Source organism: Rhodanobacter sp. UC4452_H20 (assembly GCF_052978205.1).
In genome coordinates, this window is sequence record NZ_CM129662.1 from 2,649,174 (window position 1) to 2,671,284 (window position 22,111).

At 69.9% G+C, this 22,111-nt stretch carries 20 protein-coding genes; 13 read left to right on the top strand and 7 right to left on the bottom strand.

The window, feature by feature from the left end:
- Window positions 1-192: 192 nt before the first annotated feature.
- The gene (ubiA, locus tag ACVCMC_RS12485; protein ID WP_447099496.1) at window positions 193-1,086 is read left to right on the top strand and encodes a 4-hydroxybenzoate octaprenyltransferase; all 894 of its coding nucleotides are present in this window, start codon (window positions 193-195) and stop codon (window positions 1,084-1,086) included.
- 75 nt (window positions 1,087-1,161) lie between these two features.
- Here ubiA and ACVCMC_RS12490 read toward each other — a convergent pair whose 3' ends face one another.
- Window positions 1,162-1,881: a ComF family protein gene (locus ACVCMC_RS12490; RefSeq protein ID WP_447097508.1), complete on the bottom strand. Its 720-nt coding sequence runs from the start codon at window positions 1,879-1,881 to the stop codon at window positions 1,162-1,164.
- Window positions 1,882-2,021: 140 nt separating this feature from the next.
- On the opposite strand from ACVCMC_RS12490, the gene ACVCMC_RS12495 reads away from it, so the two are divergent.
- The 7 genes from ACVCMC_RS12495 to ACVCMC_RS12525 all read left to right on the top strand — a co-directional run bounded on the left by ACVCMC_RS12495 (window position 2,022) and on the right by ACVCMC_RS12525 (window position 10,094).
- Window positions 2,022-4,004, top strand: a complete 1,983-nt coding sequence (locus ACVCMC_RS12495; protein WP_447097509.1) for a multicopper oxidase domain-containing protein — start codon at window positions 2,022-2,024, stop codon at window positions 4,002-4,004.
- Between the two features lie 104 nt (window positions 4,005-4,108).
- Window positions 4,109-5,143 carry a biotin synthase BioB gene (bioB, locus tag ACVCMC_RS12500; RefSeq protein WP_447097510.1) on the top strand — a complete coding sequence of 345 codons (1,035 nt, stop codon included), beginning with the start codon at window positions 4,109-4,111 and terminating at the stop codon, window positions 5,141-5,143.
- Window positions 5,144-5,300: 157 nt separating this feature from the next.
- The gene (gene bioF / locus ACVCMC_RS12505) at window positions 5,301-6,494 is read left to right on the top strand and encodes an 8-amino-7-oxononanoate synthase (protein WP_447097511.1); all 1,194 of its coding nucleotides are present in this window, start codon (window positions 5,301-5,303) and stop codon (window positions 6,492-6,494) included.
- Between the two features lie 28 nt (window positions 6,495-6,522).
- Window positions 6,523-7,269, top strand: coding sequence for a sulfurtransferase (locus ACVCMC_RS12510; RefSeq protein WP_447097512.1), 747 nt, complete (start codon window positions 6,523-6,525; stop codon window positions 7,267-7,269).
- Window positions 7,266-8,066, top strand: coding sequence for a pimeloyl-ACP methyl ester esterase BioH (gene bioH, locus ACVCMC_RS12515; protein ID WP_395121013.1), 801 nt, complete (start codon window positions 7,266-7,268; stop codon window positions 8,064-8,066). Before ACVCMC_RS12510 ends, bioH begins: the two co-directional genes overlap by 4 nt.
- Entirely contained in the window at window positions 8,059-8,949 is an 891-nt protein-coding gene (bioC, locus tag ACVCMC_RS12520) for a malonyl-ACP O-methyltransferase BioC (RefSeq protein ID WP_447097513.1), read from the top strand. The genes bioH and bioC overlap by 8 nt, the downstream gene beginning before the upstream one ends.
- A gap of 131 nt (window positions 8,950-9,080) precedes the next feature.
- A complete protein-coding gene (locus ACVCMC_RS12525) occupies window positions 9,081-10,094 on the top strand; it encodes a hypothetical protein (RefSeq protein WP_447097514.1) in 1,014 nt (337 codons plus the stop codon).
- A gap of 48 nt (window positions 10,095-10,142) precedes the next feature.
- Here the strand turns inward: ACVCMC_RS12525 and ACVCMC_RS12530 are convergent, their stop codons facing one another.
- Both ACVCMC_RS12530 and ACVCMC_RS12535 read right to left on the bottom strand, forming a co-directional pair.
- A complete protein-coding gene (locus ACVCMC_RS12530) occupies window positions 10,143-10,991 on the bottom strand; it encodes a transporter (RefSeq protein ID WP_447097515.1) in 849 nt (282 codons plus the stop codon).
- Between the two features lie 85 nt (window positions 10,992-11,076).
- Window positions 11,077-11,859, bottom strand: a complete 783-nt coding sequence (locus ACVCMC_RS12535; RefSeq protein WP_447097516.1) for a hypothetical protein — start codon at window positions 11,857-11,859, stop codon at window positions 11,077-11,079.
- Window positions 11,860-11,913: 54 nt separating this feature from the next.
- Between ACVCMC_RS12535 and ACVCMC_RS12540 the strand changes: the two genes are divergently transcribed.
- Complete coding sequence (locus ACVCMC_RS12540) at window positions 11,914-12,057, top strand: hypothetical protein (RefSeq protein ID WP_395121008.1); 144 nt, start codon at window positions 11,914-11,916, stop codon at window positions 12,055-12,057.
- 98 nt (window positions 12,058-12,155) lie between these two features.
- Here ACVCMC_RS12540 and ACVCMC_RS12545 read toward each other — a convergent pair whose 3' ends face one another.
- Window positions 12,156-12,737: a DNA-3-methyladenine glycosylase I gene (locus ACVCMC_RS12545; protein ID WP_447097517.1), complete on the bottom strand. Its 582-nt coding sequence runs from the start codon at window positions 12,735-12,737 to the stop codon at window positions 12,156-12,158.
- Window positions 12,738-12,858: 121 nt separating this feature from the next.
- Between ACVCMC_RS12545 and ACVCMC_RS12550 the strand changes: the two genes are divergently transcribed.
- A complete protein-coding gene (locus tag ACVCMC_RS12550) occupies window positions 12,859-13,704 on the top strand; it encodes a DMT family transporter (protein WP_447097518.1) in 846 nt (281 codons plus the stop codon).
- Between the two features lie 78 nt (window positions 13,705-13,782).
- Here ACVCMC_RS12550 and ACVCMC_RS12555 read toward each other — a convergent pair whose 3' ends face one another.
- Together ACVCMC_RS12555 and ACVCMC_RS12560 are read right to left on the bottom strand one after the other, a co-directional pair.
- Entirely contained in the window at window positions 13,783-14,751 is a 969-nt protein-coding gene (locus ACVCMC_RS12555) for a pyridoxal-phosphate dependent enzyme (protein WP_447097519.1), read from the bottom strand.
- Complete coding sequence (locus ACVCMC_RS12560) at window positions 14,748-15,701, bottom strand: aldose epimerase family protein (protein WP_447099497.1); 954 nt, start codon at window positions 15,699-15,701, stop codon at window positions 14,748-14,750. Before ACVCMC_RS12560 ends, ACVCMC_RS12555 begins: the two co-directional genes overlap by 4 nt.
- A gap of 130 nt (window positions 15,702-15,831) precedes the next feature.
- On the opposite strand from ACVCMC_RS12560, the gene pepN reads away from it, so the two are divergent.
- Window positions 15,832-18,483, top strand: a complete 2,652-nt coding sequence (pepN, locus tag ACVCMC_RS12565) for an aminopeptidase N (RefSeq protein WP_447097520.1) — start codon at window positions 15,832-15,834, stop codon at window positions 18,481-18,483.
- 87 nt (window positions 18,484-18,570) lie between these two features.
- Here the strand turns inward: pepN and ACVCMC_RS12570 are convergent, their stop codons facing one another.
- Complete coding sequence (locus ACVCMC_RS12570) at window positions 18,571-18,756, bottom strand: hypothetical protein (RefSeq protein WP_395121002.1); 186 nt, start codon at window positions 18,754-18,756, stop codon at window positions 18,571-18,573.
- Window positions 18,757-19,348: 592 nt separating this feature from the next.
- Here ACVCMC_RS12570 and mnmG point away from each other — a divergent pair.
- Both mnmG and ACVCMC_RS12580 read left to right on the top strand, forming a co-directional pair.
- Window positions 19,349-21,226 carry a tRNA uridine-5-carboxymethylaminomethyl(34) synthesis enzyme MnmG gene (mnmG, locus tag ACVCMC_RS12575; protein WP_447097521.1) on the top strand — a complete coding sequence of 626 codons (1,878 nt, stop codon included), beginning with the start codon at window positions 19,349-19,351 and terminating at the stop codon, window positions 21,224-21,226.
- An 83-nt stretch (window positions 21,227-21,309) separates the two neighbouring features.
- Entirely contained in the window at window positions 21,310-22,092 is a 783-nt protein-coding gene (locus tag ACVCMC_RS12580; RefSeq protein WP_447097522.1) for an RDD family protein, read from the top strand.
- The last annotated feature ends 19 nt before the right edge of the window (window positions 22,093-22,111 follow it).

A 22,111-nucleotide genomic window follows, 5' to 3' on the forward strand; every position in this document is an offset into this window, starting at 1 on the left:
GGGCTTGGCGCTGCGCCCGCGCGACGCACGCTAAACTTCCGGGCGATGGCCACGCCTCCGCGCAAACGCAAGCCCCGCAAGACCGGCGCACCCGCGCCGGTCGCGCGACCGCGCGCGCGACCGGCGGCAACCAAGACCGCCGCCAGGCCCGCCGTCTCGCGCCCCGCGGACAGCTCCACCCGCGCCACCCGCGTGCTCGACTGGCTGCTGCGGAAACTGCCGGCACGCCACCGCGAAAAGGCACGCGACTACCTGGTGCTGACCCGCATGGATCGGCCGATCGGCGCGTTGCTGCTGCTGTGGCCGACCTGGTGGGCGCTGTGGCTGGCCGCCGGCGATTTCCCGCCGTGGAAGCCGCTGATCATCTTCACCCTGGGCGTGTTCGCGATGCGCGCGGCCGGCTGCGCGATCAACGACTACGCCGACCGCAAGCTCGACCCGCAGGTGGCGCGCACGGCCGGGCGACCGATCGCCGCCGGGCGGGTGACGCCGCGCGAGGCGCTGGTGGTGTTCGCCGTGCTGCTGGCAGTCGCCTTCGTGCTGGTGCTGTTCACCGATGCGCTGACGATCAAGCTGGCCTTCGCCGGTGCCGTGCTGGCGGCGATCTACCCGTTCACCAAGCGCTGGACCTACCTGCCGCAGGTGGTGCTGGGCGCGGCGTTCGGCTGGTCGATCCCGATGGCGTTCGCCGCAGTGACGCACACGGTGCCGCCGCTGGGCTGGCTGCTGTTCCTCGGCAACATCCTGTGGTCGGTGATCTACGACACCGAGTACGCGATGGTCGACCGCGACGACGACCTCAAGGTCGGCGTGAAATCCACAGCGATCCTGTTCGGCGATGCCGATGTGCCGATCCTCGGCATGCTGATGGGTACCCTGCTGCTGGCCCTGCTGTTCGTCGGCCAGCGTGCCGGCCTGGGCTGGCCGTACTGGCTGGCCCTGCTCGCCGTCGTCGGCCTGTTCGGCTACCAGCTGTGGCTGATCCGCAAGCGCGGGCGCGACGCCTGCCTGGCCGCCTTTCGCCACAACAACTGGCTGGGCCTGACCTTGTGGGTGGGCATCGTGTTGGCGCTGGCGGTGAAATAGCGAGGAGTGAGTGGAGAGGAGTGAGAAGTGAGCGTGGCGAGACGATGCTTTCTCCCACTTCTCACTCCTCTCCACTCACTCCCGCCTCAAGGGCGCGCGCGCCAGCGCCCAGACATCCACCCGCGGCACGCCGACGCGCTTGAGCACGCCGGCGCATTCGGCCAGCGTGGCGCCGGTGGTCATCACGTCGTCGAGGATCGCCACGTGCGCAGGCGGCGCCAGCCCGGGACACAGCGCGAACGCGTCGCGCACGTTGCGGCGACGGTCGACCGCGTCCAGTTCGGTTTGCGCCTCGGTGCGCCGCGAGCGCTGCAGCACGTCGTGGCGCAGCGGCACCCCCAGCGCACGCGCCAGCGGCCGGGCCAGCTCCAGCGCCTGGTTGTAGCCGCGCTGGCGCAGCCGGCTGCGATGCAGCGGTACGGTAATCAGCAGCGAAGGCCGCTCGATCACCCGTGGCTCGTTCTGCCACAGGCCGGACAACACGCGGCCGGCGGCGAGGTCGCGGCCGAACTTGAAGCGCGATTCCAGCCGGTCCAGCGGCCAGCCGTAGCGGAACGGCGCCCATGCCGCGTCCCATGGCGGCGCGTGCTGCTGGCATTCGCCGCACAACGTCGCCGCGGTCGCCAGCGGCAAGGCGCAGCGTGCGCAGCAATTGCGGTTGCGCGGCATCTCGGCGGCGCAATCCGCGCACAGGTCCATGCCGCCGTGGCCCGGCGCGCCGCACAACAGACAGCGCAGCGGCAGCAGCCATCGCTGCAGCGCTGGCCAGGATTGCAGCAGACTGGTCTTGTGCATGGTCTCCCCCGTCCCCGCCTCGACCGATGGTAGCGGCAACCGCGGGTCGCGCGCAGTGCACCTGCGGTCTACACTCGATCACCAACCGTGGCGCGCCCTGCCACGCCTGCACTTCGCCCATCGAAAACCTGGAGATTCGCATGAGCTCGATCCACGACGACCACCCTGCTCCATCGACCTGGCCCGCGATCGCCGGCACCGCGCTGCGGGTGGCCTTCGGCGTGATCTGGGCGGTGAGCGCCGCGCTGACCTGGACCGACGGCTTCGCCGACCACTACGTCGGCTACTTGCACAATGCCGCCACCGGCCAGCCGGCGTGGTCGGCGTGGTGGTTCGACATGTGGATCGCGGTGGTCACGCCGCACGCGGGCTTGTTCGTGTGGGCCACGCGGATCGCCGAGACGCTGCTGGCGCTGGCCCTGCTGCTGGGTTTCGCGCGCAAGATCACCTACGTCGTCGGCATCCTGTTCAGCCTGCTGATCTGGAGCACGGCCGAGGGTTTCGGCGGGCCGTATTCGGTGGGCGCCAACAACATCGGCGCGGCGATCAGCTTCGTGCTGATCTTTGCCGCGTTGATCGTGATCAACCTGCGCGCCGGCCCCAGCCCGTACAGCCTGGACTACCTGATCGAGAGCCGCTGGCCGCGCTGGCGGCGGTTCTCCGAATGGAACACGCGGGTTCCGCTGGAACAGGTGCGGCCGGTGTCGTGGCGCGTGCAGGGACCGGCGCTGGCCGGCGTGTTGCTGCTGGTGGCGCTGCTGCTGGCCGGCCTGCACAGCGCATTGAACGTGCGCAGCGCCAGCCCCGCCGCCGCCGCCGCCGCGGTGACGCCGCTGTCGCTGGCCTCCAACCAGCCGATCAAGCAGGCCCGCGACGCGCGCCTGCCGCCGCTGCAACCGGGCGACAGCGTGGAGGTGAACATCACCTCCAGCGACGACACCGTGGAGATCGCCAGCGGCGTGCAGTACCAGGCCTGGACCTTCGGCAAGACCGTGCCCGGCCCGGTGATCCACGTGCGCCAGGGGCAGACGGTGAACGTCACCCTCACCAACCGCGGCACCATGCAGCACTCGATCGACTTCCACTCGGCGATCACGCCGCCGAGCCTGCACTACGTGGACATCATGCCGGGCGAGTCGATCAAGTTCTCGTTCGTGGCCAAGGTGCCCGGCGCCTTCCTCTACCACTGCGGCACGCCGCCGGTGCTGCTGCACATCGGCAACGGCATGTACGGCGCGATCATCGTCGACCCGGCCGAGCCGCTGCCGCCGGCGGCCGAGAGCTACGTGCTGGTGCAGGGCGAGTGGTACACCCAGCAGGTCTCCGGCACGCTGATGGCGGGCAGCTACGAGAAGATGCAGCAGATCCGCCCGGATGAAGTCGTGTTCAACGGCGCCGCGTTCCAGTACGCACAGCATCCACTGACCGCCAAACCGGGCGACCTGGTTCGCCTGTATGTGGTGAACGCCGGTCCGAACCTGTGGAGCGCGTTCCACGTGATCGGCGCGATCTTCGACAAGGTCTATCCCGGCGGCAATCCGGCGCAGGCCATCGACGGTGTCTCCACCTACTCGGTGGGGCCGGGCGAGGGCGCGGTGTTCGACCTCACCCTGGACGAGGCGGGCCACTATCCGTTCGTAGATCACTCGATGGCGCACGCCGTGCTCGGCGCGCAGGGCATCCTGGAGATCGCCACGCCAGGCGAGGCGCTTGCCAAGCCGCAGATCACCAAGGCACCGGTAGATGCGAACGCCGCGCCGCCACCGGCCGCCACCGGCCCGTACACGTTCGATCCCGCGCACGGCGCGCAGCTCTACGCGACCTACTGCGCCGCCTGCCACCAGCCCACGGGGCTGGGCCTGCCCGGTGCGTTCCCGCCGCTCAAGGGCAACCCGGCGGTGCTGGATGCCGACCCCACCAAGCATCTGGACGTGATGCTGCACGGCCTGCAGGGCGTGGCCATCGACGGCGTCAGCTACCCCAGCGCGATGCCGCCGTTCGCCGCCACCCTCAACGACGCGGACATCGCCGACATCGCCAACCACGAGCGCACCTCCTGGGGCAACCAGGCCAAGCCGGTGACCGCGGAGCAGGTGAAGGCCGTGCGCGACGGCAGCAAGTAGCAACGCGGGCACCCGCCGCTTTGTCAACCTGAAACACAGTTACCAAGGTTGACGAAGCGGCGTACGCCGCCCACACTGCGCGGCCTCTGACCCAGGAGCCCGCCATGCCCGCTGCCATCCGCCACGACTGGAGCCGCGACGAGGTCGCCGCGCTGTTCGCGCTGCCGTTCAACGACCTGCTGCATCGCGCGCACGGCGTGCATCGCGAACACCACGATCCGAACGCGGTGCAGGTGTCGACCCTGCTGTCGATCAAGACCGGCGGTTGTCCCGAGGACTGCGCGTACTGCCCGCAGGCGCAGCGTTACGACACCGGCGTGCTGCCGCAAAAACTGCTTGAGGTCGACGAGGTGCTGGCGCGCGCCAGGGCCGCCCGCGACGCCGGCGCCAGCCGCTTCTGCATGGGCGCGGCGTGGCGCGGGCCGAAGGACCGCGACATCCCCAAGGTCGCCGCGATCGTGCGCGCGGTGAAGGACCTGGGCCTGGAAACCTGCGCCACCCTGGGCCTGCTCGGCGACGGCCACGCGCAGCAGCTCAAGGACGCCGGCCTCGACTACTACAACCACAACCTCGACACCGCGCCGGAGTTCTACGGCGAGATCATCCACACTCGCGAATACCAGGATCGCCTCACCACGCTGGAACAGGTACGCGACGCCGGCCTGAAAACCTGCTGCGGCGGCATCGTCGGCATGGGCGAGACGCGCGAGCAGCGCGCCGGCCTGCTGCAGGCACTGGCCAACCTGCCCGAGCACCCGCACTCGGTGCCGATCAACCAGCTGGTGCCGGTGCCGGGCACGCCGCTGGCCAACGCCGAACCGCTGGACCCGTTCGAGTTCGTGCGCACGATCGCGGTGGCGCGCATCCTGATGCCGCTGTCGATCGTGCGCCTGTCCGCCGGCCGCCAGCAGATGGACGATGCGGTGCAGGCACTGTGCTTCTTCGCCGGCGCCGGCTCGATCTTCTACGGCGAGAAACTGCTGACCACCGGCAACCCCGACGTGGAGGCCGACCGCGCGCTGTTCCGCCGGCTCGACCTGCATCCGATGGAGGTGGTCGAGAATGCGGAGACCGTGCATGCGGACATCGGCGAAAACGCCAGCTGCGGGCACGGCTGCGGCTGCAGTGCGGCGGCATAGCAGCGCCCCACCCCGGCCCTCCCCTGCGGCCGCAGGAAGTCCCTTTGGGGCAAGCAGGGGAGGGAGCAAGGCGTGCGGCACACGTTTGCCTCCTCCCCCTGCATCGCAGGGCGAGGTCGGGAGGGGGTGCTCCTCGCCCTGCGCAGTGCACTGAGCCATGCCCCGCCCCGACCTCCTCCAGCGACTGGCCGTCCAGACGGCCGAACGCGAACGCGCCAATCTGCGCCGCCGCCTGCACGTGATCGAGCACGCCGACGGCCCGTGGCTGAACAGTGGCGGCCGGCGCCTGCTCTCGTTCTGCAGCAACGATTACCTCGGCCTGGCGCAGCACCCGTCACTGGTTGCCGCGCTCGCCCGCGCGGCGGGCGAACAAGGCGTCGGCAGCACCTCGGCACATCTGATCTGCGGCCACCGCCGCACGCACGCGCAACTGGAAGAAGCGCTGGCCGCATGGACCGGGCGCGAGCGCGCGCTGCTGTTCTCCACCGGCTACATGGCCAACCTCGGCGTGCTGCAGGCGCTGCTCTCGCGCGGCGACGTGTGCGTGCAGGACAAGCTCAACCATGCCTGCCTGCTCGATGGCGCGAAGCTCAGCGGCGCGGAACTGAAGCGCTATCCGCATGCCGACGTGGCCGCCGCCGCGCGCCAGCTGGCGGCCAGCCCCGAAGCGGCCGCGCTGCTGGCCACCGACGGCGTGTTCAGCATGGACGGCGACGTCGCACCGCTGCGCGCGCTGGCGCAGCAGTGCGCCCGCGAGCACGCCACCCTGATGGTCGACGACGCGCACGGCCTGGGCGTGCTCGGCGACGACGGCGCCGGCAGCCTCAGCGCGGCGAAGCTGGACCAGCACGAGGTGCCGCTGCTGATGGCCACGCTGGGCAAGGCACTCGGCTGCAGCGGCGCGTTCGTGGCCGGCCCGGCGGCGCTGATCGAGGGGCTGATCCAGTTCGCGCGGCCGTACATCTACACCACCGCGATGCCGCCGGCGCTGGCCGGAGCCGCGCTGGAAGCAGTGCGGCTGGCACAGAGCGAAACCTGGCGGCGCCACAAGCTTGCCGCGCTGATCGCCCGTTTCCGCGCCGGCGCCGCGCAGCTCGGCCTGCCGCTGATGGACTCGGCGAGCGCGATCCAGCCGTTGCGGCTGGGCGACGCCCGGGCGGCCTTGCAGGCTGCGCAGGCGCTGGAACGGCGCGGCCTGCTGGTCGTCGCGATCCGCCCGCCGACCGTGCCCGCTGGCCAGGCGCGGCTGCGCATCACCTTGTCCGCGGCGCACGAAGAGGCCCAGGTGGACCGGCTGCTCGACGCGCTGGCTGATCTGCCGCAGGAACCGCGCGCGAGCGGCCCCGTATAATGACACGTTGTCTTGTGCCTTTTCCCCCATGAACGTCGTCAATATCGCCGCCTACCGCTTCGTCGCGCTGGACGACCTGTCCGCGCTGCGCGAGCGCGTGCGCGAACGCGCCGAGACGCTGGCGCTCAAGGGCACCGTGCTGCTGGCACACGAGGGCATCAACCTGTTTCTCGCCGGCACCCGCGCGGCCACCGACGCCTTCATGGCCTGGCTGCGCGAGGACGCGCGCTTTGCCGCGCTGGAAGCGAAGCAATCGTTGTCCGACACCGTGCCCTTCGGCCGCCTGCGCGTGCGGCTCAAGCGCGAGATCATCACCCTGCGCCTGCCCGCGCTGCGCCCCGCCGAGGGCCGCGCGCCCGGCGTGGATGCGACAACGCTCAAGCGCTGGCTGGACCAGGGTCGCGACGACGCCGGCCGCGAGGTGGTGATGCTCGACACCCGCAACGACTACGAGACCGACGCCGGCGCTTTTGCGCAGGCAGTGGACTATCGCATCGCCCGCTTCACCGACTTCCCCGCCGCGCTCGCCGCCGACCGCACACGCTACGCCGGCAAGACCGTGGTGCCGTACTGCACCGGCGGCATCCGCTGCGAGAAGGCCGCGATCTACATGCAGGAACTGGGCATCGAACACGTGCACCAGCTCGAAGGCGGCATCCTGAAATACCTGGAACTCACCGACGGCGCGCACTGGCAGGGCGGCTGCTTCGTGTTCGACGGACGCGGCGCCGTGGGCGCCGATTTGCTTCCGCTTCCGCAGGAGGCGGGCGCATGAGCCTGTTCATCGAGAAAGCCGGCCATGGCCCGCTGCCGCTGGTGCTGCTGCACGGCTGGGCAATGCACGGCGGCGTGCTGGCGCCGCTGGTCGAGGCGCTGCAAGCGCAGTGCACGATGTACGTGGTCGACCTGCCCGGCCACGGCCGTTCGCGCGACTGCGGCCTGCCGCTGGAACCGCACGCCTGCGCCGCCGCGATCGCCGCCGCCACGCCGCCGGCGCTCTGGCTCGGCTGGTCGCTGGGCGGGCTGATCGCGCTGACCGCGGCGCTGGACCTGCCGCATCAGGCGCATGGCCTGGCGATGCTGTGCGCCACACCGAAATTCGTGCGCGACGCCGGCTGGCCGCACGGCAGCGATCCGGCGCTGGTGCAGCAACTGGCCAGTGACCTGGAAACCGATTACCACGCCACCATCGAGCGCTTCCTGGCGCTGGAGGCGATGGGCAGCGCCGACCCGCGCGGCGAGCTGCGCCATCTGCGCGAGCTGGTGTTCGCCCGCGGCGAACCGGACGCGCGCGTGCTGCAGGAGGGCATCCGCATCCTGCACGACAGCGACCGCCGCGCCGCCCTGCCCGACCTGGCGGTACCCAGCGCCTGGATCGCCGGGCGCCGCGACCGGCTGGTGCCACCGCAGGCGATGACCTGGTCGGCGAGCCAGTGCGGCGGCGACAGCCACGAGATCGCCCAGGCCGGCCACGCGCCGTTCTTCAGCCATGCCGCCGCGGTGGTCGCGGCGCTGCAACCCTTGTTCGCCCGGCACGGTGGCCGGGCCAGCGCGAGCCTTGCCCATGAGTGAGTTCCAACTCGACCGACGCCAACTGCGACGCAATTTCGCCGGTGCGGCGACCACCTACGAGAAGCACGATGCGCTGCAACGCGAAGTGCAGACGCACCTGCTGGAGCGGCTCTCGTTCTACCTCGACACGCCGCAGCGGGTGGTCGACATCGGCGCCGGCACCGGCCGCGGCACCGCCGCGCTCAAGCGGCGCTATCCCAAGGCCGAGGTGATCGCGTTCGACCTGGCGCTACCGATGCTGCGCGTGGCGAAACAGCACAGCAGCTGGCGCCGGCCGTTCGACCGCGTCTGCGCCGAGGCATGCGCGCTGCCGCTGGCCGACCACAGCGTGGACGTGCTGCATTCGAACCTCTGCTTCCAGTGGATCGACGACCTGCCCGCGCTGTTCGGCGAATGCATGCGCGTGCTCAAGCCCGGCGGGCTGATGGCGTTCTCCAGCTTCGGCCCCGACACCCTGATGGAGCTGCGCGCCGCGTGGGCCGCGGCGGATGAGCGCGCCCACGTGAGCCGCTTCCTGGACATGCACGACGTGGGCGACGCGATGCTCGCCGCCGGCCTGCGCGACCCGGTGCTGGACGTGTTCCGCTACACCCTGACCTACAGCGAGCCGCGCAAGTTGCTGGAAGAGCTGCAAGGCCTGGGCGCCACCAATGCCGACCGCCAGCGCGAGCGCGGACTGACCGGCAAGTCGCGCTACCGGCGCATGCTGGCCGCCTACGAAACGATGCGCGTGGACGGCCGCATCCCGGCCACCTGGGAGGTGGTCAGCGCGCATGCATGGGGCCCGCCGGTGGGGCAGCCGCGACGCGTGGGCGGCATGGAGATCGCCAGCTTCTCGATCGACAAGCTGCGCGGCTCGCGGCGTCAGAAAGACGAAGCATGAAACATGCCCCGGGGGCGCCGATGCAGCGCTGACTTCGCGGATTCAACAACCAGCGCACGCTTTTTCGCGCCGGATGCGATCATGGTATCGGCCACAACTCGGTGGACCAGCAACGCATACAGGGGGGCCTGATGATCGAGCTGGAAATCCAGGCCTTGTCGGAACGACGCGAGGGCCTGTTGATGGAAGTGGGCCGGCTGGTGCTGGCCAGCGGTTTCAGCCTGCAGCGGCAGCGACTGGTCCAGGACCCGCACGGCATCCTGCTGACCATGGTGGTGCGCGGGCCGCCGCGAAAAAAGCGCGCGCTGGCGGCGGCGCTGGATGCCCACGAGCGCATCATCAGTTTCGAACTGGAACCGGTCACCGAGGGCGAGGAACGCGCGCACTTCGCCGCCTCGCGCGCGCCGTCGGCGTACGTTCCGCCCGTCCTTCCAGTGGCGCCACCGGCACCGGAGGCGGCCCCGCCGACGGCGCCGACCAGGCCCGCGGCTGCGACGGCGCCGGCTGTCCCCGCTTTCGACGAGGTCGCGCCGGTCAGGCTGGTCACGCCGACGGCGGCACCCGCGCCCCCGCCTGCGGTCGCCGCGCGGCCGACGCCCGAGCCGGATCTCGAATTCATCCTGCCGCCCCCGGCGCCGGCTCCGGTGGCGCCTGCGCCCGCCGTGGTGGCGGAGGCGCCGTTCGTGGAGCTGGTCCCGCTCGAACCCGACCAGGAGGCCATCGACAAGCTGCTGGCGAAACTGGCCACCGAGTACCCGCAAATCATGCCGCGGCTGCAGCAGCTGGATCGCGCGGTCGCCGAGGCGGCGCGCGAACCCACGCTGGCGCTGGCGGGCCGGCGCACCGGTGCATGGCTCGCCCAGCGCGAACCGACGGCGGGCGGGCGGCTCGACCTGGAGCAGGCGATCGCGCAACGGGGCGTGCCGGCACTGCGCGCGCTGGTAGAGGTGGAACAGGACGGCAGCCAGCTGCACATTCGCCACAGCCCGCTGTGCGGCGAACCCGGCCACTCCGGCTGCATCTTCTTCAGCGGTTTCCTGGAGGGCCTGCTGGCGCCGGTGCTGGACCGTCGCGAGCTGTCGATCTTCGCCGTGTGCTGCCGCAGCTACGGCGCGGACGACTGCGTGCTGGCGCTGCCGGACTGAACCTCGCGCAGCCGGCGCCGCGCACGCTCGCGCGCGGCGCCGCTTCGATCAGAAGCTGTACTTGACCGATGCGCCCACGCCGTAATCCGGACTGCCGTCGGTGAAGCCGGCCAGCGCATAGGCCTGCAGGCGCAGGTTCGGATTGAACTTGTGGTTCCAATAGCCGGCGAGCTCGCTCTGCGCGGCGCCGGTGTCGGCGATCCGCTCGCGGTAGTAGTAGTAGGCGCCGACGTTGTCGCTGGCACCGACCTTGTAGTCGGCACCGATGTTCGCGTTGAAGCCGTTCTGCAGCTGGATGTACTGCGAGCTGCCGTATTTGGTCCAGCCCACGCCGCCGAACGCGGTCCACGCGCCGCTGACCTTGTAGGCGTCCAGCGACAGGCCGTAGTCATTCTTGCCGGTGCCCAGCCCCTTGTTCTCGTCGGCGGTGCCGAACTTCACCTTGCCGGTGAGATCCAGGCCGGCCGTGCGGTCGGTGCTGGTGAACAACTGGTAGCCGGCCGACGCGGTGACGTCACCCAGGCCCGAGGCGGAGCCGCTGGACGTCGCCGCACTGCCACCGGAACCGCCGGAGCCGCCACCGCCGATGATGTGGCCGAGGCCGCGGCCAATGGGGTTGCCGTTGTTGACCTTGCCCACGCCGGGGATCACGTTGCCCGCACCACTGACGTGGATATACGGCACGGTGAGCTTCAACGTCCAGCGGTCGCTTTGGTACGCCGCGGTCAGCGGCACCGACCAGATGTCGGTGGTGGTGTCGGTGCCGTATTTGCCGCTGCTGTAGTCGGCACCGGCAGAGAGGCTGAACTGGCCGCCGTCCGCGGTGGCGGCGTGCGCTGCCGGCGCGCCGATCAGCAGCAGTCCGCCGGCGACCATCCAGTGTTGTGCGTTGCGCATGAAAAGTATCCTTGCTGACAGGGAACTGCGCAGGCCAGGCGTCTGCCGGGCCTGCGCGGAGAAGCACGTAAGGCGAACCGCGGACTCAGCCGCCCGGGCGGCCGACGTGGGTGGGATGATCCGGAATCTGCGGGCGCTCGGGGCGCTGCGGGCGTTCCGGCAGAGCGGGCCTGTTCGCGATGTCCGGCTTGCCGGCGGTATCGGGCTTGCCCGGGTGATCGGCCGCCGTCGGATGGTCGCCCATGTGGCTCTTGCCGAACTCGACCTTGGCCACCGAAACGTCGACATGCCCATGCGCGCTGGCCGAAGCGCTGCCGGTTGCCTTCGGCGAACGCATCACGTCACCCAGCTTGAAGCCCATGCTGTTGGCGATCTGGCCCCAGCCTTCGCCGGCGGCGCGTGCCGCCAGCACGCCGTCGAGATCAATGCTGGTGCCGTCGGCCAGCACCATGGTGCCGCCGTTCAGCGCGGCCTCGATCTCGGCGGCGGTCGGCTCGGTGATGCCCGCCTGCGCCAGGCTGGCTTCGGCCAGCGACAGCGCGATCTTCACGTTGCCGTAGCCCATCTGGCCGGTGGCCGGCGTGAACGTGGTGGTGGTCGTGGTGGTGGTGCCATCGGCGTTCGTGATCACGTCGTCGAGCGCGATGGCGCTGCCGTCGCGCAACCCGGCGACCAGTGCCTGCGCATTGGCATCCGAACCGGCGAATGCAGCGAATTCGGTGCTTAGCCGGGTCGACTCCTGGCCGTTGGCGCTGGCCGACACGGGGGCGTCAGGCGGCGGAGCGGTTTGCGCCATGGCCGGCGCGAGCGACAACGCGCCCAGCACCGCGGCGCAAAGCAGCGTGGATTTGAGATGGCGGGATTTCATGAAGTGGCTCCTGGGCAATGCTGCGATGGCGGAATGCCTGCGGGAGGAGACGACATGCTGCATTCCCTGCCCGAACCCCGCCCCCTGGCCAAGGTCGATCCGCATGCCGCCGACACCTGCTCGCGCATCTTCAGTTCGTGTGCGCGCGACGCACAAGCGCGCACCGCTGACTTGTTCAGCATGCATTTCGCGTGCTGAACGCTGCCGGCCCCTCTTTCACGCGATTGTGTGAGCGACTGCGCATTTCGCCATCGTGCGCGCCCGCATTCGGCGCCGAACGAAAGTTTCTGCGGCGGCTAGCGCGCCCCGCAGTGCCGGAAGCAGCCCACCAGGTGATCGTCGATCATCCCGGTGGCCTGCATCAGCGAATAGCAGATGGTGCTGCCGACGAAGCGGAAGCCGCGCCTCTTCAGCGCCTTGCTCATGTGGTCGGACAGCGGCGTGCTGGCCGGCACCTCGGCAGGTTCGCGCCAGCGGTTGACGACGGTGCGGCCATCGACGAAGGACCACAGATAGCCGTCCAGACTGCCAAACTCGGCGATCGCCTGCTGCGCGGCGCGCGCGTTGTCGCGGGTCGAGTACACCTTCAGCCGGTTGCGGATGATGCCCGGGTCGAGCAGCACCTTCTCCAGTTCGCGGTCGCTCATCGCGGCGACGCGGGGAATCTCGAAATCGTGGAACAGCTTGCGGTAATGCGCGCGCTTGGCCAGCACGGTGCGCCAGGACAGACCGGCCTGGGCTCCTTCCAGGCAGAGAAACTCGAACAGGCCGCGGTCGTCATGCAGCGGCACGCCCCATTCGGTGTCGTGGTAGGCGCACATCAGCGCGTCGTCGGCGGCGGCCCAGTGGCAGCGGGTGGGTTCGGCGCGTTTGCTCATGGCGACTTCATGTGGCTGTCGATCCGCCAACCGTAACGGAGGCCATTACACTTGTCGCCCCTCTTTTGGCCCCATGTCGATGCCGCCTTCCCCGTCACCCCAGCGCGGCGCCGTGCTGGCCATGCTCGTCACCATCGTGCTGTGGGCCTACAGCTGGATCGTGATGAAACAGGTGCTGGCCTGGGCCGGCCCGTTCGATTTCGCGGCGCTGCGCTACCTGCTTGGCGCGGGGGTGCTGTTCGTGGCCTTGCTGCTGTCGGGACGCTCGCTGCGGCCGCCGCCGCTGGGCCCGACGATCCTGATCGGACTGTGCCAGACCGCCGCTTTCCAGGGCCTGGAGCAGTGGGCGCTGCTCGACGGCGGTGCCGGCCACGTGGCCCTGCTCGCCTACACCATGCCGTTCTGGGCAGTGCTGCTGGCGTGGCTGCTGCTGGGCGACCGGCCGACGCCGCGGCACTGGCTCGGCCTGGCGCTGGCGGCCATCGGCCTGCTGTGCATCATCGAACCCTGGCGGCCGATGGGCAGCGCCGCGAGCACCGTGCTGGCCATTCTCGGTGGACTCGCCTGGGCCACCGGCACCGTGCTCAGCAAACGCCTGTTCCAGCGCCACGCGCCGGACGTGCTCAGCCTCACTGCCTGGCAGATGCTGGCTGGCGGCGTGGTGCTGGGGTTACTTGCGCTGGTGATGCCGCAGCGACCGCTGGTGTGGAACTGGGCCTTCATCGGCGGTCTCGCCTACAGCGCGGTACTGGCGTCGGCGGCGGCCTGGTGGCTGTGGTCGATCGTGTTGCAGCGGCTGCCGACTACGGTGGCCAGCGTGTCCAGCCTCGGCGTGCCCGTGCTCAGCGTGCTGCTGGCCTGGTGGCTGTTGCACGAGCAGCCGTCGTCACTGGAAGCCACCGGCATCGCGTTCGTGCTGCTGGGCCTGCTCGCGGTCAGCGGGCTGGGGCGCAAGGCTCAGGAGTGAGTGAAGAGGAGTAAGAAGTGAGAGAACAGCAGGGCGCGGCGATCCTGCCGCTCTCTCTCACTTCTCGCTCCTCTCCACTCACTTCCAGCTCCACGGCAAGGCCTGCAGGTCGACGTTGCCGCCGGTGATGACCACGCCGACGCGGCGACCGGCGAAGCGCGCCGGTTGCTGCAGGATCGCCGCCAGCACGGTGGCGCTGGAGACTTCCACCACCTGCTTCAGTTCAGACCACAGCAGTTGCATCGCCGCGATCGTCTCGGCGTCGCTGACGGTGATGATCTCGACATGGTGTGCGCGCAACGCGTCGAGGTTGCGTTCGCCGACCAGCGCGCGCAGGCCGTCGCAGACCGTGTCCGGCACCACCGTGGTGACGCGCTCGCCGTGCGCCATCGACTGCGCCGCGTCGTCGGCGCCGAGCGGCTCGGCGCCGAACAGCGCCAGTGCCGGGTCGATGCCGTGCGCGGCGATCGCCATGCCGCCGGCCAGCCCGCCGCCGCCGACCGGGGTGATCAACGCATCCAGTTCGGGAATCTGCTGCAACAGCTCCAGCGCGACCGTCCCCTGTCCGGCGATGACCCGGCTGTCGGCATAGGGATGCACCAGCTCCGCACCCGTGGCGCGGCGCACCTCCTCGCACATCGCCTCGCGCGCCGCCTGGGTCGGCGCGCAGCGGTGCAGGGTGGCACCGGCGCGTTCGATCGCCGCGAGCTTGGCGCGCACCGCGCCCTCGGGTACCACCACGTGGGCGGCGATGCCGCGGGTGGCCGCGGCCAGCGCCAGCGCGTTGCCGTGGTTGCCGGAGGAATGGGTGACCACGCCGCGCGCGGCCTGCTCCTCATCCAGCGACCACACCGCGTTGCAGGCACCGCGGAACTTGAACGCACCGCCGCGCTGCAGGTGCTCGCACTTGAAATAGAGTCTGGCGCCGCTCAGCGCATCCAGCGCCGGGCTGCACATCACCGGCGTCACTCGCGCATGCGGCGCGATGCGCGTGGCCGCGGCGCGAACCTGCGCCAGCTCGGGAAGCTCTTCGATGGAATGGCTCATGCGCCGACGACCTCGATGCCGCAACGGAAATGGCGCGTGGCGCCGGGCGCCAGCGCGATCGCGTCGGAGCACTCGGGCCGGTTGAACGCATCGGCCATGCATTCCATGGGCTCCAGCGCGACCGCGCGGCGCACGTCGCGCGCCACCGTGTCGGCGGTGAACGCGTGCATCACGCCGCGCTCCTGCCACAGCGCGAGCGCGAAGCCGTGCGACGGATCGCCCAGGCGGGTGCGGATGCGGCCGTCGGCATCGGCTTCGAGGTCGGTGTAGCCCTGGTCGAGGATGCTGTCGCCGATCTGCCGTGGCTCGCGGAAATCCAGCGCCGGCGCATCGTCGAGCGCGACGTAGGCGGCGGCGCCGGGCAGTGCGATCAGGTCGGCGCCGGTGCGGATCAGCGTCTGCGCGGGAATCTGCAGCGGCCAGTCGTCGACCAGGCCACCGCCAGGCAGCCGGAAGTACGGATGCCAGCCGAAGAAGCACGGGGCGAGAGTGTCGCCGACGTTCTTCATGCACGCGTCCAGGCCGAGCCCGGCATCATCCAGGGTGAACTCGACCGCCAGGTCGATCGCGTGCGGGTAGCCCGGGCGCGGACGAATCGCCGCGGTGGTCAACCGCACGCTGGCGGCGGTATCGGTGGCGGCCAGTTTCTCGATCTCGAACAACGCATCGCGCACGAAGCCGTGACGGCTGGCCCGTTCGCTGCCGGTCACGCCGGGATCGAGATCCTGCGCCACGCCGTCGAAGCGGTAGCGCGCATCGGCAACGCGACCGGCGAAGGGCACCATGATCGCGAAGCGCGAGCCCGGGCGGCGCTGCACCTCGTCGGCATCGTGGTAGCCGTCGGCCAGGTCGTGCAGGCCGTCGCCGAAAGGCACCTCGAAACCGAGCAGGGCGGCGCCATGCAAGGCCACGCGCACGTGGCGGTTTCCCGCGTGATCGTGCAACGCCATGACGGGCTGCGTGCCCAGCCAGGAACGCTCCACGCCGTAGCGGGTCGAGCCGGAAGCAGTCACCGGATTCTCCTGCGGTTGAACTTGCCCATGTTAGCCTGATCCATCCCCCACCCACGTTGTTCCGCTCATGCACGCACTTCCCCAGCAAGCCGGTCCGGTGATCCGGCTGCGCGATTACCAGCCGCCCGCCTGGCGCGTCGAGTCGATCGAACTGGAGGTCGAGCTCGGCATCGACGCCAGCGAAATCGCCGCACGCCTGCACCTGCGCCGCGATCCGGCGCAACCCTTGCCGCTGCGGCTGGATGGCGAGAACCTGCAACTGGTGTCGATCGCGCTCGATGGTCGCCAGCTGGATACCGAGGCGTACCGCTACGACGGCAGCGTGCTGGAGATCGACGGCGCGCACGACGGCAGCGTGCTGGAAACCCGCGTCCGCGTGCACCCGGCCGCCAACACCGCACTGGAGGGCCTGTACCTGTCCGGCCCGCGCGAGAGCGGCTTCCTGCTCACGCAGTGCGAGGCCGAGGGCTTTCGCCACATCACCTTCTTCCCCGACCGCCCCGACGTGCTGTCGACCTACACCGTGACCCTGCGTGCCGACCGCACCCGTTTCCCGGTGCTGCTGGCCGGCGGCAATCCGGCCGGCGCCGGCGAGCTGGAGGACGGCCGGCACTGGGCGCGATTCGTCGATCCGCACCCGAAACCGAGCTACCTGTTCGCGTTGGTCGCCGGCCACCTGGAAAGCATCGGGCGCGACTATCGCACCGCCGACGGCCGCGCCGTGCAGCTGAAGATCTGGGCCGAGGCCGACGCGATCGGCCGTTGCGGCTATGCGCTGGACGCGCTGGAACGCGCCATGCGCTGGGACGAGCAGCGCTACGGGCGCAACTACGACCTCGACGTGTTCCACGTCGTCGCCACCCACGATTTCAACATGGGCGCGATGGAGAACAAGGGCCTCAACATCTTCAATGCGAAATACCTGCTGGCCGATCCGGACTCCACCACCGACGACGAGTACCGCCACGTCGAGGCGGTCGTCGCGCACGAGTACTTCCACAACTGGAGCGGCAACCGCGTCACCTGCCGCGACTGGTTCCAGCTCAGCCTGAAGGAAGGCCTCACGGTGTTCCGCGAGCAGAGCTTTTCGGCCGACATGAATTCCGCGCCGCTCAAGCGCATCGAGGACGTCGCCCTGCTGCGCCGCGCGCAGTTCCCCGAGGACGCCGGCCCGCTGGCCCATCCGGTGCGCCCGGCGCAGTACAGCGAGATCAACAATTTCTACACGGCCACGGTGTACGAGAAAGGCGCCGAGCTGGTGCGCATGCTGGCCGGGCGGCTCGGCGCGGATGGTTTCCGCCGCGGCATGGACCTGTATTTCGAACGCAACGACGGTCGCGCCGCCACGCTGGAGGATTTCCTCGGCGCGCTGGGCGAAGCCAACGGCGTCGATCTGATGGCGTACCTGGCCTGGTACGGCCAGAGCGGCACGCCGCGGCTGCGCGCGCACGGCCAGCACGACGCCGCACGCCGCGAGTACACGTTGACCCTCGGCCAGCACGCGGCGGCCGTCGCCGGCCAGTCGGCCCGCGCGCCGCTGCCGATTCCGGTGAAGCTGGCCCTGTTCGCGAGCGACGGCCGCATGCTGCCGCTGCAACTGGCCGGCGAGGCGAACGACGCCGGCAATGAACGCGTGGTGGTGCTGGAACAGGCCGAGCAGGCACTGGTGTTCACCGGCGTGGACGCGCCGCCGGTGCCATCCCTGCTGCGCGGCTTTTCGGCCCCGGTGATCCTGGAATGCGACTACACGCCGGCCGAACTGGCGCTGCTGCTGGCGCACGACCCGGATGGTTTCAACCGCTGGGAAGCGGGCCAGCTGCTGGCCGCACGCGCCTACGAGAACCTGCGCGACGGCGGCACCGACACCTCGTTGCAGGCCTGGGGCGATGCGCTGGCCCGCCTGTTCGCCGACGGCAACATGGACGATGCCCTGCTGGCCGACCTGCTCACCCCGCCGGGCGAGATCGAACTGGCCGAACGCGAAGGCGCGGTCGATCCCGAGCGCATCCACCAGCTGCGCCAGGCCTTGCAACGCAGGCTGGCCGAACGGCTCGGCGCCGACGCGCTGGAGCAGCGCTATCGCACGCTGGCCGCACGCCGCTCGACCGCGCTGGATGCCGCCAGCCAGGCCAGCCGTCGACTCAGCCGCCGCCTGCTGGAGTTGCTGGAGGCCTGCGCCAGCGAACGCGCGCAGCCATTGGCCGCGGCGCAGTACCACGACGCGCCGGGCATGACCGACCGCCTCGCCGCGCTCGCGGTGCTGGTGCGCGGCCAGTCCGCTGCGGGCGAACAGGCGCTGGCGGACTATCGCGAGCGCCATGCCGGCAATGCACTGGCGCTGGACAAGTGGTTTGCGGTGCAGGCGCAGTTGCCCGGCAACGCGGCGCTGCCGCGCGTGATGCGACTGGAAAAGGACCCGGCGTTCACCCTGCACAACCCGAACCGGGTGCAGTCGCTGCTGGGCTCGTTCGTGCGCGGCAACCCCAGCGGATTCCATCGCGCCGACGGCGCCGGCTATCGGTTCCTGACCGAGCGGCTGGGTACGCTGGACGCGCTCAACCCGCAGGTGGCAGCGCGCCTGGCCACGGCGTTCAACGGATGGCAGCGGCTGGAACCGGGGCGCCGTGCGCTGGCGCGGACGGCGATTGCGGAGCTGGCCGGCAGCGCCGGCCTGTCACGCAACCTGGGCGAAATCATCGGCAACGTGCTGAACCACTGAAATCCGCGCGACGCATGCGGGCAGCGGCCGATCGCTTCGGCTGCCTGGCGCGCACGGCATCGACGCCGCGCGGCGGCAGCCGGCATTTCAGACGGCCAGGTGGTCCAGCGCCTCGAGCAGGCTCTGCATGCGCGATTCCAGGTCCGGCTGCATGTCGTCGCGCACGTCGTTGTCGAACTCGCTCAGGTGGTCCATCGCCATCTCCACCTCGCCGATCTCGACCAGCAGGTCGTGATGCGGATAGACGGGCTGGAAATCGAAGTTCATGTCCATGGCGAATTCCTGAATGGGTCAATGGGTGGGTAGTGATGAACAAGCATCACCCGTGCCAATGTGTGATTCCCGTCACAGCCAACCTGCCGCGTCTGCCGCGACACTGACGTCCCGCGTCAGCTGTTGCCGCGAGCCGGCATAAAGTCCCCTTTCAGTCACCCTTCGTTCACGCGTTTCCGGCGAAGATCAACCTCACGTTTCACCTTCGAATTCCCATCGCTTTCTGGCGCCCGGCAATACGGTCATCCTGGATTCCCCCTGTTCCTGAGACCGCCTGGCGCCAGATCTACATGACACGAAGCCCCGCGCATGCCGCGGGGCTTCGTGTTTCCGGGCCTGGCGTCGCATCGCGCATCCACCGGCGCCACAAAAGACGACGGCACCCGAAGGTGCCGTCTTGCTTCCTCTCACGGTACGCGATCGAACCCCTGTCCGCTCGACCTCGGCGCGCGATCCTCGCGCAGCGTCTGCCCATGAAAGTGCAAGCCGGATGAAGCACGATCCATGCCACTTTCAGGCAATCTTCGACGGCAGACGTATCGCGTTACCATGACGCCCACTTTTGTCACTTTTGCGCGCTCCGGGCAACAGCATGCGTCACCCCACCTGCTACGACGTCATCGTGATCGGCGGCGGCCACGCCGGCACCGAGGCCGCGCTGGCCGCCGCGCGCACCGGCGCGCGCACCCTGCTGCTCAGCCACAGCATCGAGACGATCGGCCAGATGAGCTGCAACCCCGCCATCGGTGGCATCGGCAAGGGCCACCTGGTGAAGGAGATCGACGCGCTGGGCGGTGCCATGGCCCACGCCGCCGACCTTGCCGGCATCCAGTGGCGCACGCTGAACGCCTCGAAGGGCCCGGCCGTGCGCGCCACCCGCTGCCAGGCCGACCGTGCGCTGTACAAGGCGGCGATCCGGCGCATGGTGGAAACCCAGCCGAACCTCGAACTGTTCCAGCAGGCGGTGGACGACCTGATCATCGAGAACGGCCGCGTCCGCGGCGTGGTCACCCAGATGGGACTCGCCTTCGACGCGCGCACGGTGGTGCTTACCGCCGGCACGTTCCTCGCCGGCAAGATCCACATCGGCCAGGCGCAGTACGCCGGCGGGCGCGCCGGCGATCCGCCGGCCAGCACGCTGGCGCAAAGGCTGCGCGAGCTGCCGGTCGCCGCCGACCGGCTGAAGACCGGCACGCCGCCCCGCATCGACAGCCGCAGCATCGACTTCAGCGGGCTGGAAGAACAGCACGGCGACGATCCCGCGCCGGTGTTCTCCTATCTCGGCAACCGCGCCGAGCATCCGCACCAGGTCAGCTGCTGGATCACCCACACCAGCGAGCGCACCCACGACATCATCCGCGGCGCGCTGGACCGCTCGCCGCTTTACACCGGCCAGATCGAGGGCGTCGGCCCGCGCTACTGTCCGTCGATCGAGGACAAGGTGGTGCGCTTCGCCGAGAAGCCGTCGCACCAGATCTTCATCGAACCGGAAGGACTGGACACGTTCGAGATCTATCCGAACGGCATCTCCACCTCGCTGCCGTACGACGTGCAACTGGCGCTGGTGCACTCGATCCCCGGCTTCGAGCACGCCCACATCACCCGCCCCGGCTACGCCATCGAGTACGACTACTTCGATCCGCGCGGACTTCACCCCTGGCTCGAAACGAAGGCGATCCCCGGCCTGTACTTCGCCGGCCAGATCAACGGCACCACCGGCTACGAGGAAGCCGCCGCGCAAGGCCTGCTCGCCGGGCTCAACGCCGCGCTGGCCGTGCAGGGCAAGGCACCGTGGTATCCGCGCCGCGACGAGGCATACATCGGCGTGCTGATCGACGACCTCACCAGCAACGGCACCATCGAGCCGTACCGCATGTTCACCTCGCGCGCCGAATACCGCTTGCACCTGCGCGAGGACAACGCCGACCTGCGCCTGACCGAGCAGGGTTTCGCGCTGGGCGTGGTGCCGTCGGCACGCGTCGAGGCGCTGCGCGCCAGGCGCGAGGCGGTCGAGCGGGAACTGCAGCGCCTCGGCGGCCTGTGCGCCGCGCCGGCCAATGCACTGGGTGCGGCGCTCGAGCGCCAGCTCGGCATCGCGCTCAGCCGCGAAACCAGCGCGGTCGACCTGCTGCGCCGGCCCGAACTTGACTACGCCAGCCTCGCCGGCGTGCCCGGGTTCGGCCCGCCGGTGGCGCGCCAGGACGTGGCGGCGCAGGTCGAGGTGCAGGTGAAGTACGCCGGCTATCTCGAACGCCAGCGCGAAGAGATCGAGCGCCAGCGCCGGCACGAACACACCGCGATCCCGGCCGACTTCGACTATGACAAGGTGCGCGGGCTGTCGGCGGAAGTGCTGCTCAAGCTCAAGCGCTCGCTGCCGGCGACGCTGGGCCAGGCCGCGCGCGTCAGCGGCGTCACTCCCGCGGCGATCTCGCTGCTGCTGGTCCACCTGAAGCGCCGCGACGCAGCCTGAGAATCGCCCCCTGCTCCCGGCACAGCGCCGGCGCGCGCACTCATGGCATCATGCGCACTCCACACAGCCCCGGGGAGTGCGCAATGGAAATCTGGATCGGCCGCGACGGCGAACGGCATGGGCCATACAAGGAAAGTGACGTGCGCGAGTGGTTGCGCAGCGGCAAGGTCAGCCCCGACGATCTCGCCTGGTACGAAGGCCTCGCCGACTGGCAGCCGCTGTCGGTACTGTTCCGCGACGCGGTACCGGCCGCCACTCCGCCTGCCGACAACCCCTACGCGGCACCGGCCACCCCGCTGCAGGCGCTGCCGCAGACCACCGCCGCGGTGCTGGAGGATTACGCCGGCTTCTGGAAGCGGTTGGCGGCCTACATCCTCGACGCGATCGTGCTGTATATCCCCAACAACCTGGTGATCATGCGCTCGATGGGCGACGGTGCCGCGCAGGAAACGATGAAGCAGGCGATGATGGCGGCGCCCGGCGATCCGCACGTGATGCTCGCCGCCTACGGCCAGTACTACGCGACGATGGGCACGGCGATCCTGCTCACCGCCGTGCTGACCTGGCTGTATTTCGCCGTGTGCGAAAGCTCGCCGTGGCAGGCCACGCTGGGCAAGCTGGCACTGGGCATCCGCGTCACCGACCTCGAAGGCCGGCGGATCAGCTTCTGGCGGGCACTGGGCCGCTACCTGGCCAAGTTCCTCAGCACGATCATCCTCTTCATCGGCTTCATGATGGCCGGCTGGACGCGCCGCAAGCAGGCTCTGCACGACATGCTCTGCAGCACTCTGGTGCTCAACGGCCGCGCCAGCGAGTTCAAGCCGGATGCCACTGCAACCGGCAAGAGCAACTCCTTCAGCGCCTGATCGGCCTTGCTCCACGCAC

Excerpts from the sequence above, each read along its gene's own strand:
- ACVCMC_RS12545 (WP_447097517.1), bottom strand. The coding sequence starts at position 12,737 with ATGAGCAAACGCGCCGAACCCACCCGCTGCCACTGGGCCGCCGCCGAC.
- bioC (WP_447097513.1), top strand. The coding sequence starts at position 8,059 with ATGAGTGAGTTCCAACTCGACCGACGCCAACTGCGACGCAATTTCGCC.
- ACVCMC_RS12570 (WP_395121002.1), bottom strand. The coding sequence starts at position 18,756 with ATGGACATGAACTTCGATTTCCAGCCCGTCTATCCGCATCACGACCTG.
- ACVCMC_RS12560 (WP_447099497.1), bottom strand. The coding sequence starts at position 15,701 with ATGGCGTTGCACGATCACGCGGGAAACCGCCACGTGCGCGTGGCCTTG.
- ACVCMC_RS12525 (WP_447097514.1), top strand. The coding sequence starts at position 9,081 with ATGATCGAGCTGGAAATCCAGGCCTTGTCGGAACGACGCGAGGGCCTG.
- ACVCMC_RS12550 (WP_447097518.1), top strand. The coding sequence starts at position 12,859 with ATGCTCGTCACCATCGTGCTGTGGGCCTACAGCTGGATCGTGATGAAA.
- ACVCMC_RS12580 (WP_447097522.1), top strand. The coding sequence starts at position 21,310 with ATGGAAATCTGGATCGGCCGCGACGGCGAACGGCATGGGCCATACAAG.
- ACVCMC_RS12510 (WP_447097512.1), top strand. The coding sequence starts at position 6,523 with ATGAACGTCGTCAATATCGCCGCCTACCGCTTCGTCGCGCTGGACGAC.
- ACVCMC_RS12530 (WP_447097515.1), bottom strand. The coding sequence starts at position 10,991 with ATGCGCAACGCACAACACTGGATGGTCGCCGGCGGACTGCTGCTGATC.
- ACVCMC_RS12495 (WP_447097509.1), top strand. The coding sequence starts at position 2,022 with ATGAGCTCGATCCACGACGACCACCCTGCTCCATCGACCTGGCCCGCG.
- ACVCMC_RS12540 (WP_395121008.1), top strand. The coding sequence starts at position 11,914 with ATGCTGCATTCCCTGCCCGAACCCCGCCCCCTGGCCAAGGTCGATCCG.
- bioB (WP_447097510.1), top strand. The coding sequence starts at position 4,109 with ATGCCCGCTGCCATCCGCCACGACTGGAGCCGCGACGAGGTCGCCGCG.
- bioF (WP_447097511.1), top strand. The coding sequence starts at position 5,301 with ATGCCCCGCCCCGACCTCCTCCAGCGACTGGCCGTCCAGACGGCCGAA.
- pepN (WP_447097520.1), top strand. The coding sequence starts at position 15,832 with ATGCACGCACTTCCCCAGCAAGCCGGTCCGGTGATCCGGCTGCGCGAT.
- ACVCMC_RS12555 (WP_447097519.1), bottom strand. The coding sequence starts at position 14,751 with ATGAGCCATTCCATCGAAGAGCTTCCCGAGCTGGCGCAGGTTCGCGCC.
- ACVCMC_RS12535 (WP_447097516.1), bottom strand. The coding sequence starts at position 11,859 with ATGAAATCCCGCCATCTCAAATCCACGCTGCTTTGCGCCGCGGTGCTG.
- ACVCMC_RS12490 (WP_447097508.1), bottom strand. The coding sequence starts at position 1,881 with ATGCACAAGACCAGTCTGCTGCAATCCTGGCCAGCGCTGCAGCGATGG.
- bioH (WP_395121013.1), top strand. The coding sequence starts at position 7,266 with ATGAGCCTGTTCATCGAGAAAGCCGGCCATGGCCCGCTGCCGCTGGTG.
- mnmG (WP_447097521.1), top strand. The coding sequence starts at position 19,349 with ATGCGTCACCCCACCTGCTACGACGTCATCGTGATCGGCGGCGGCCAC.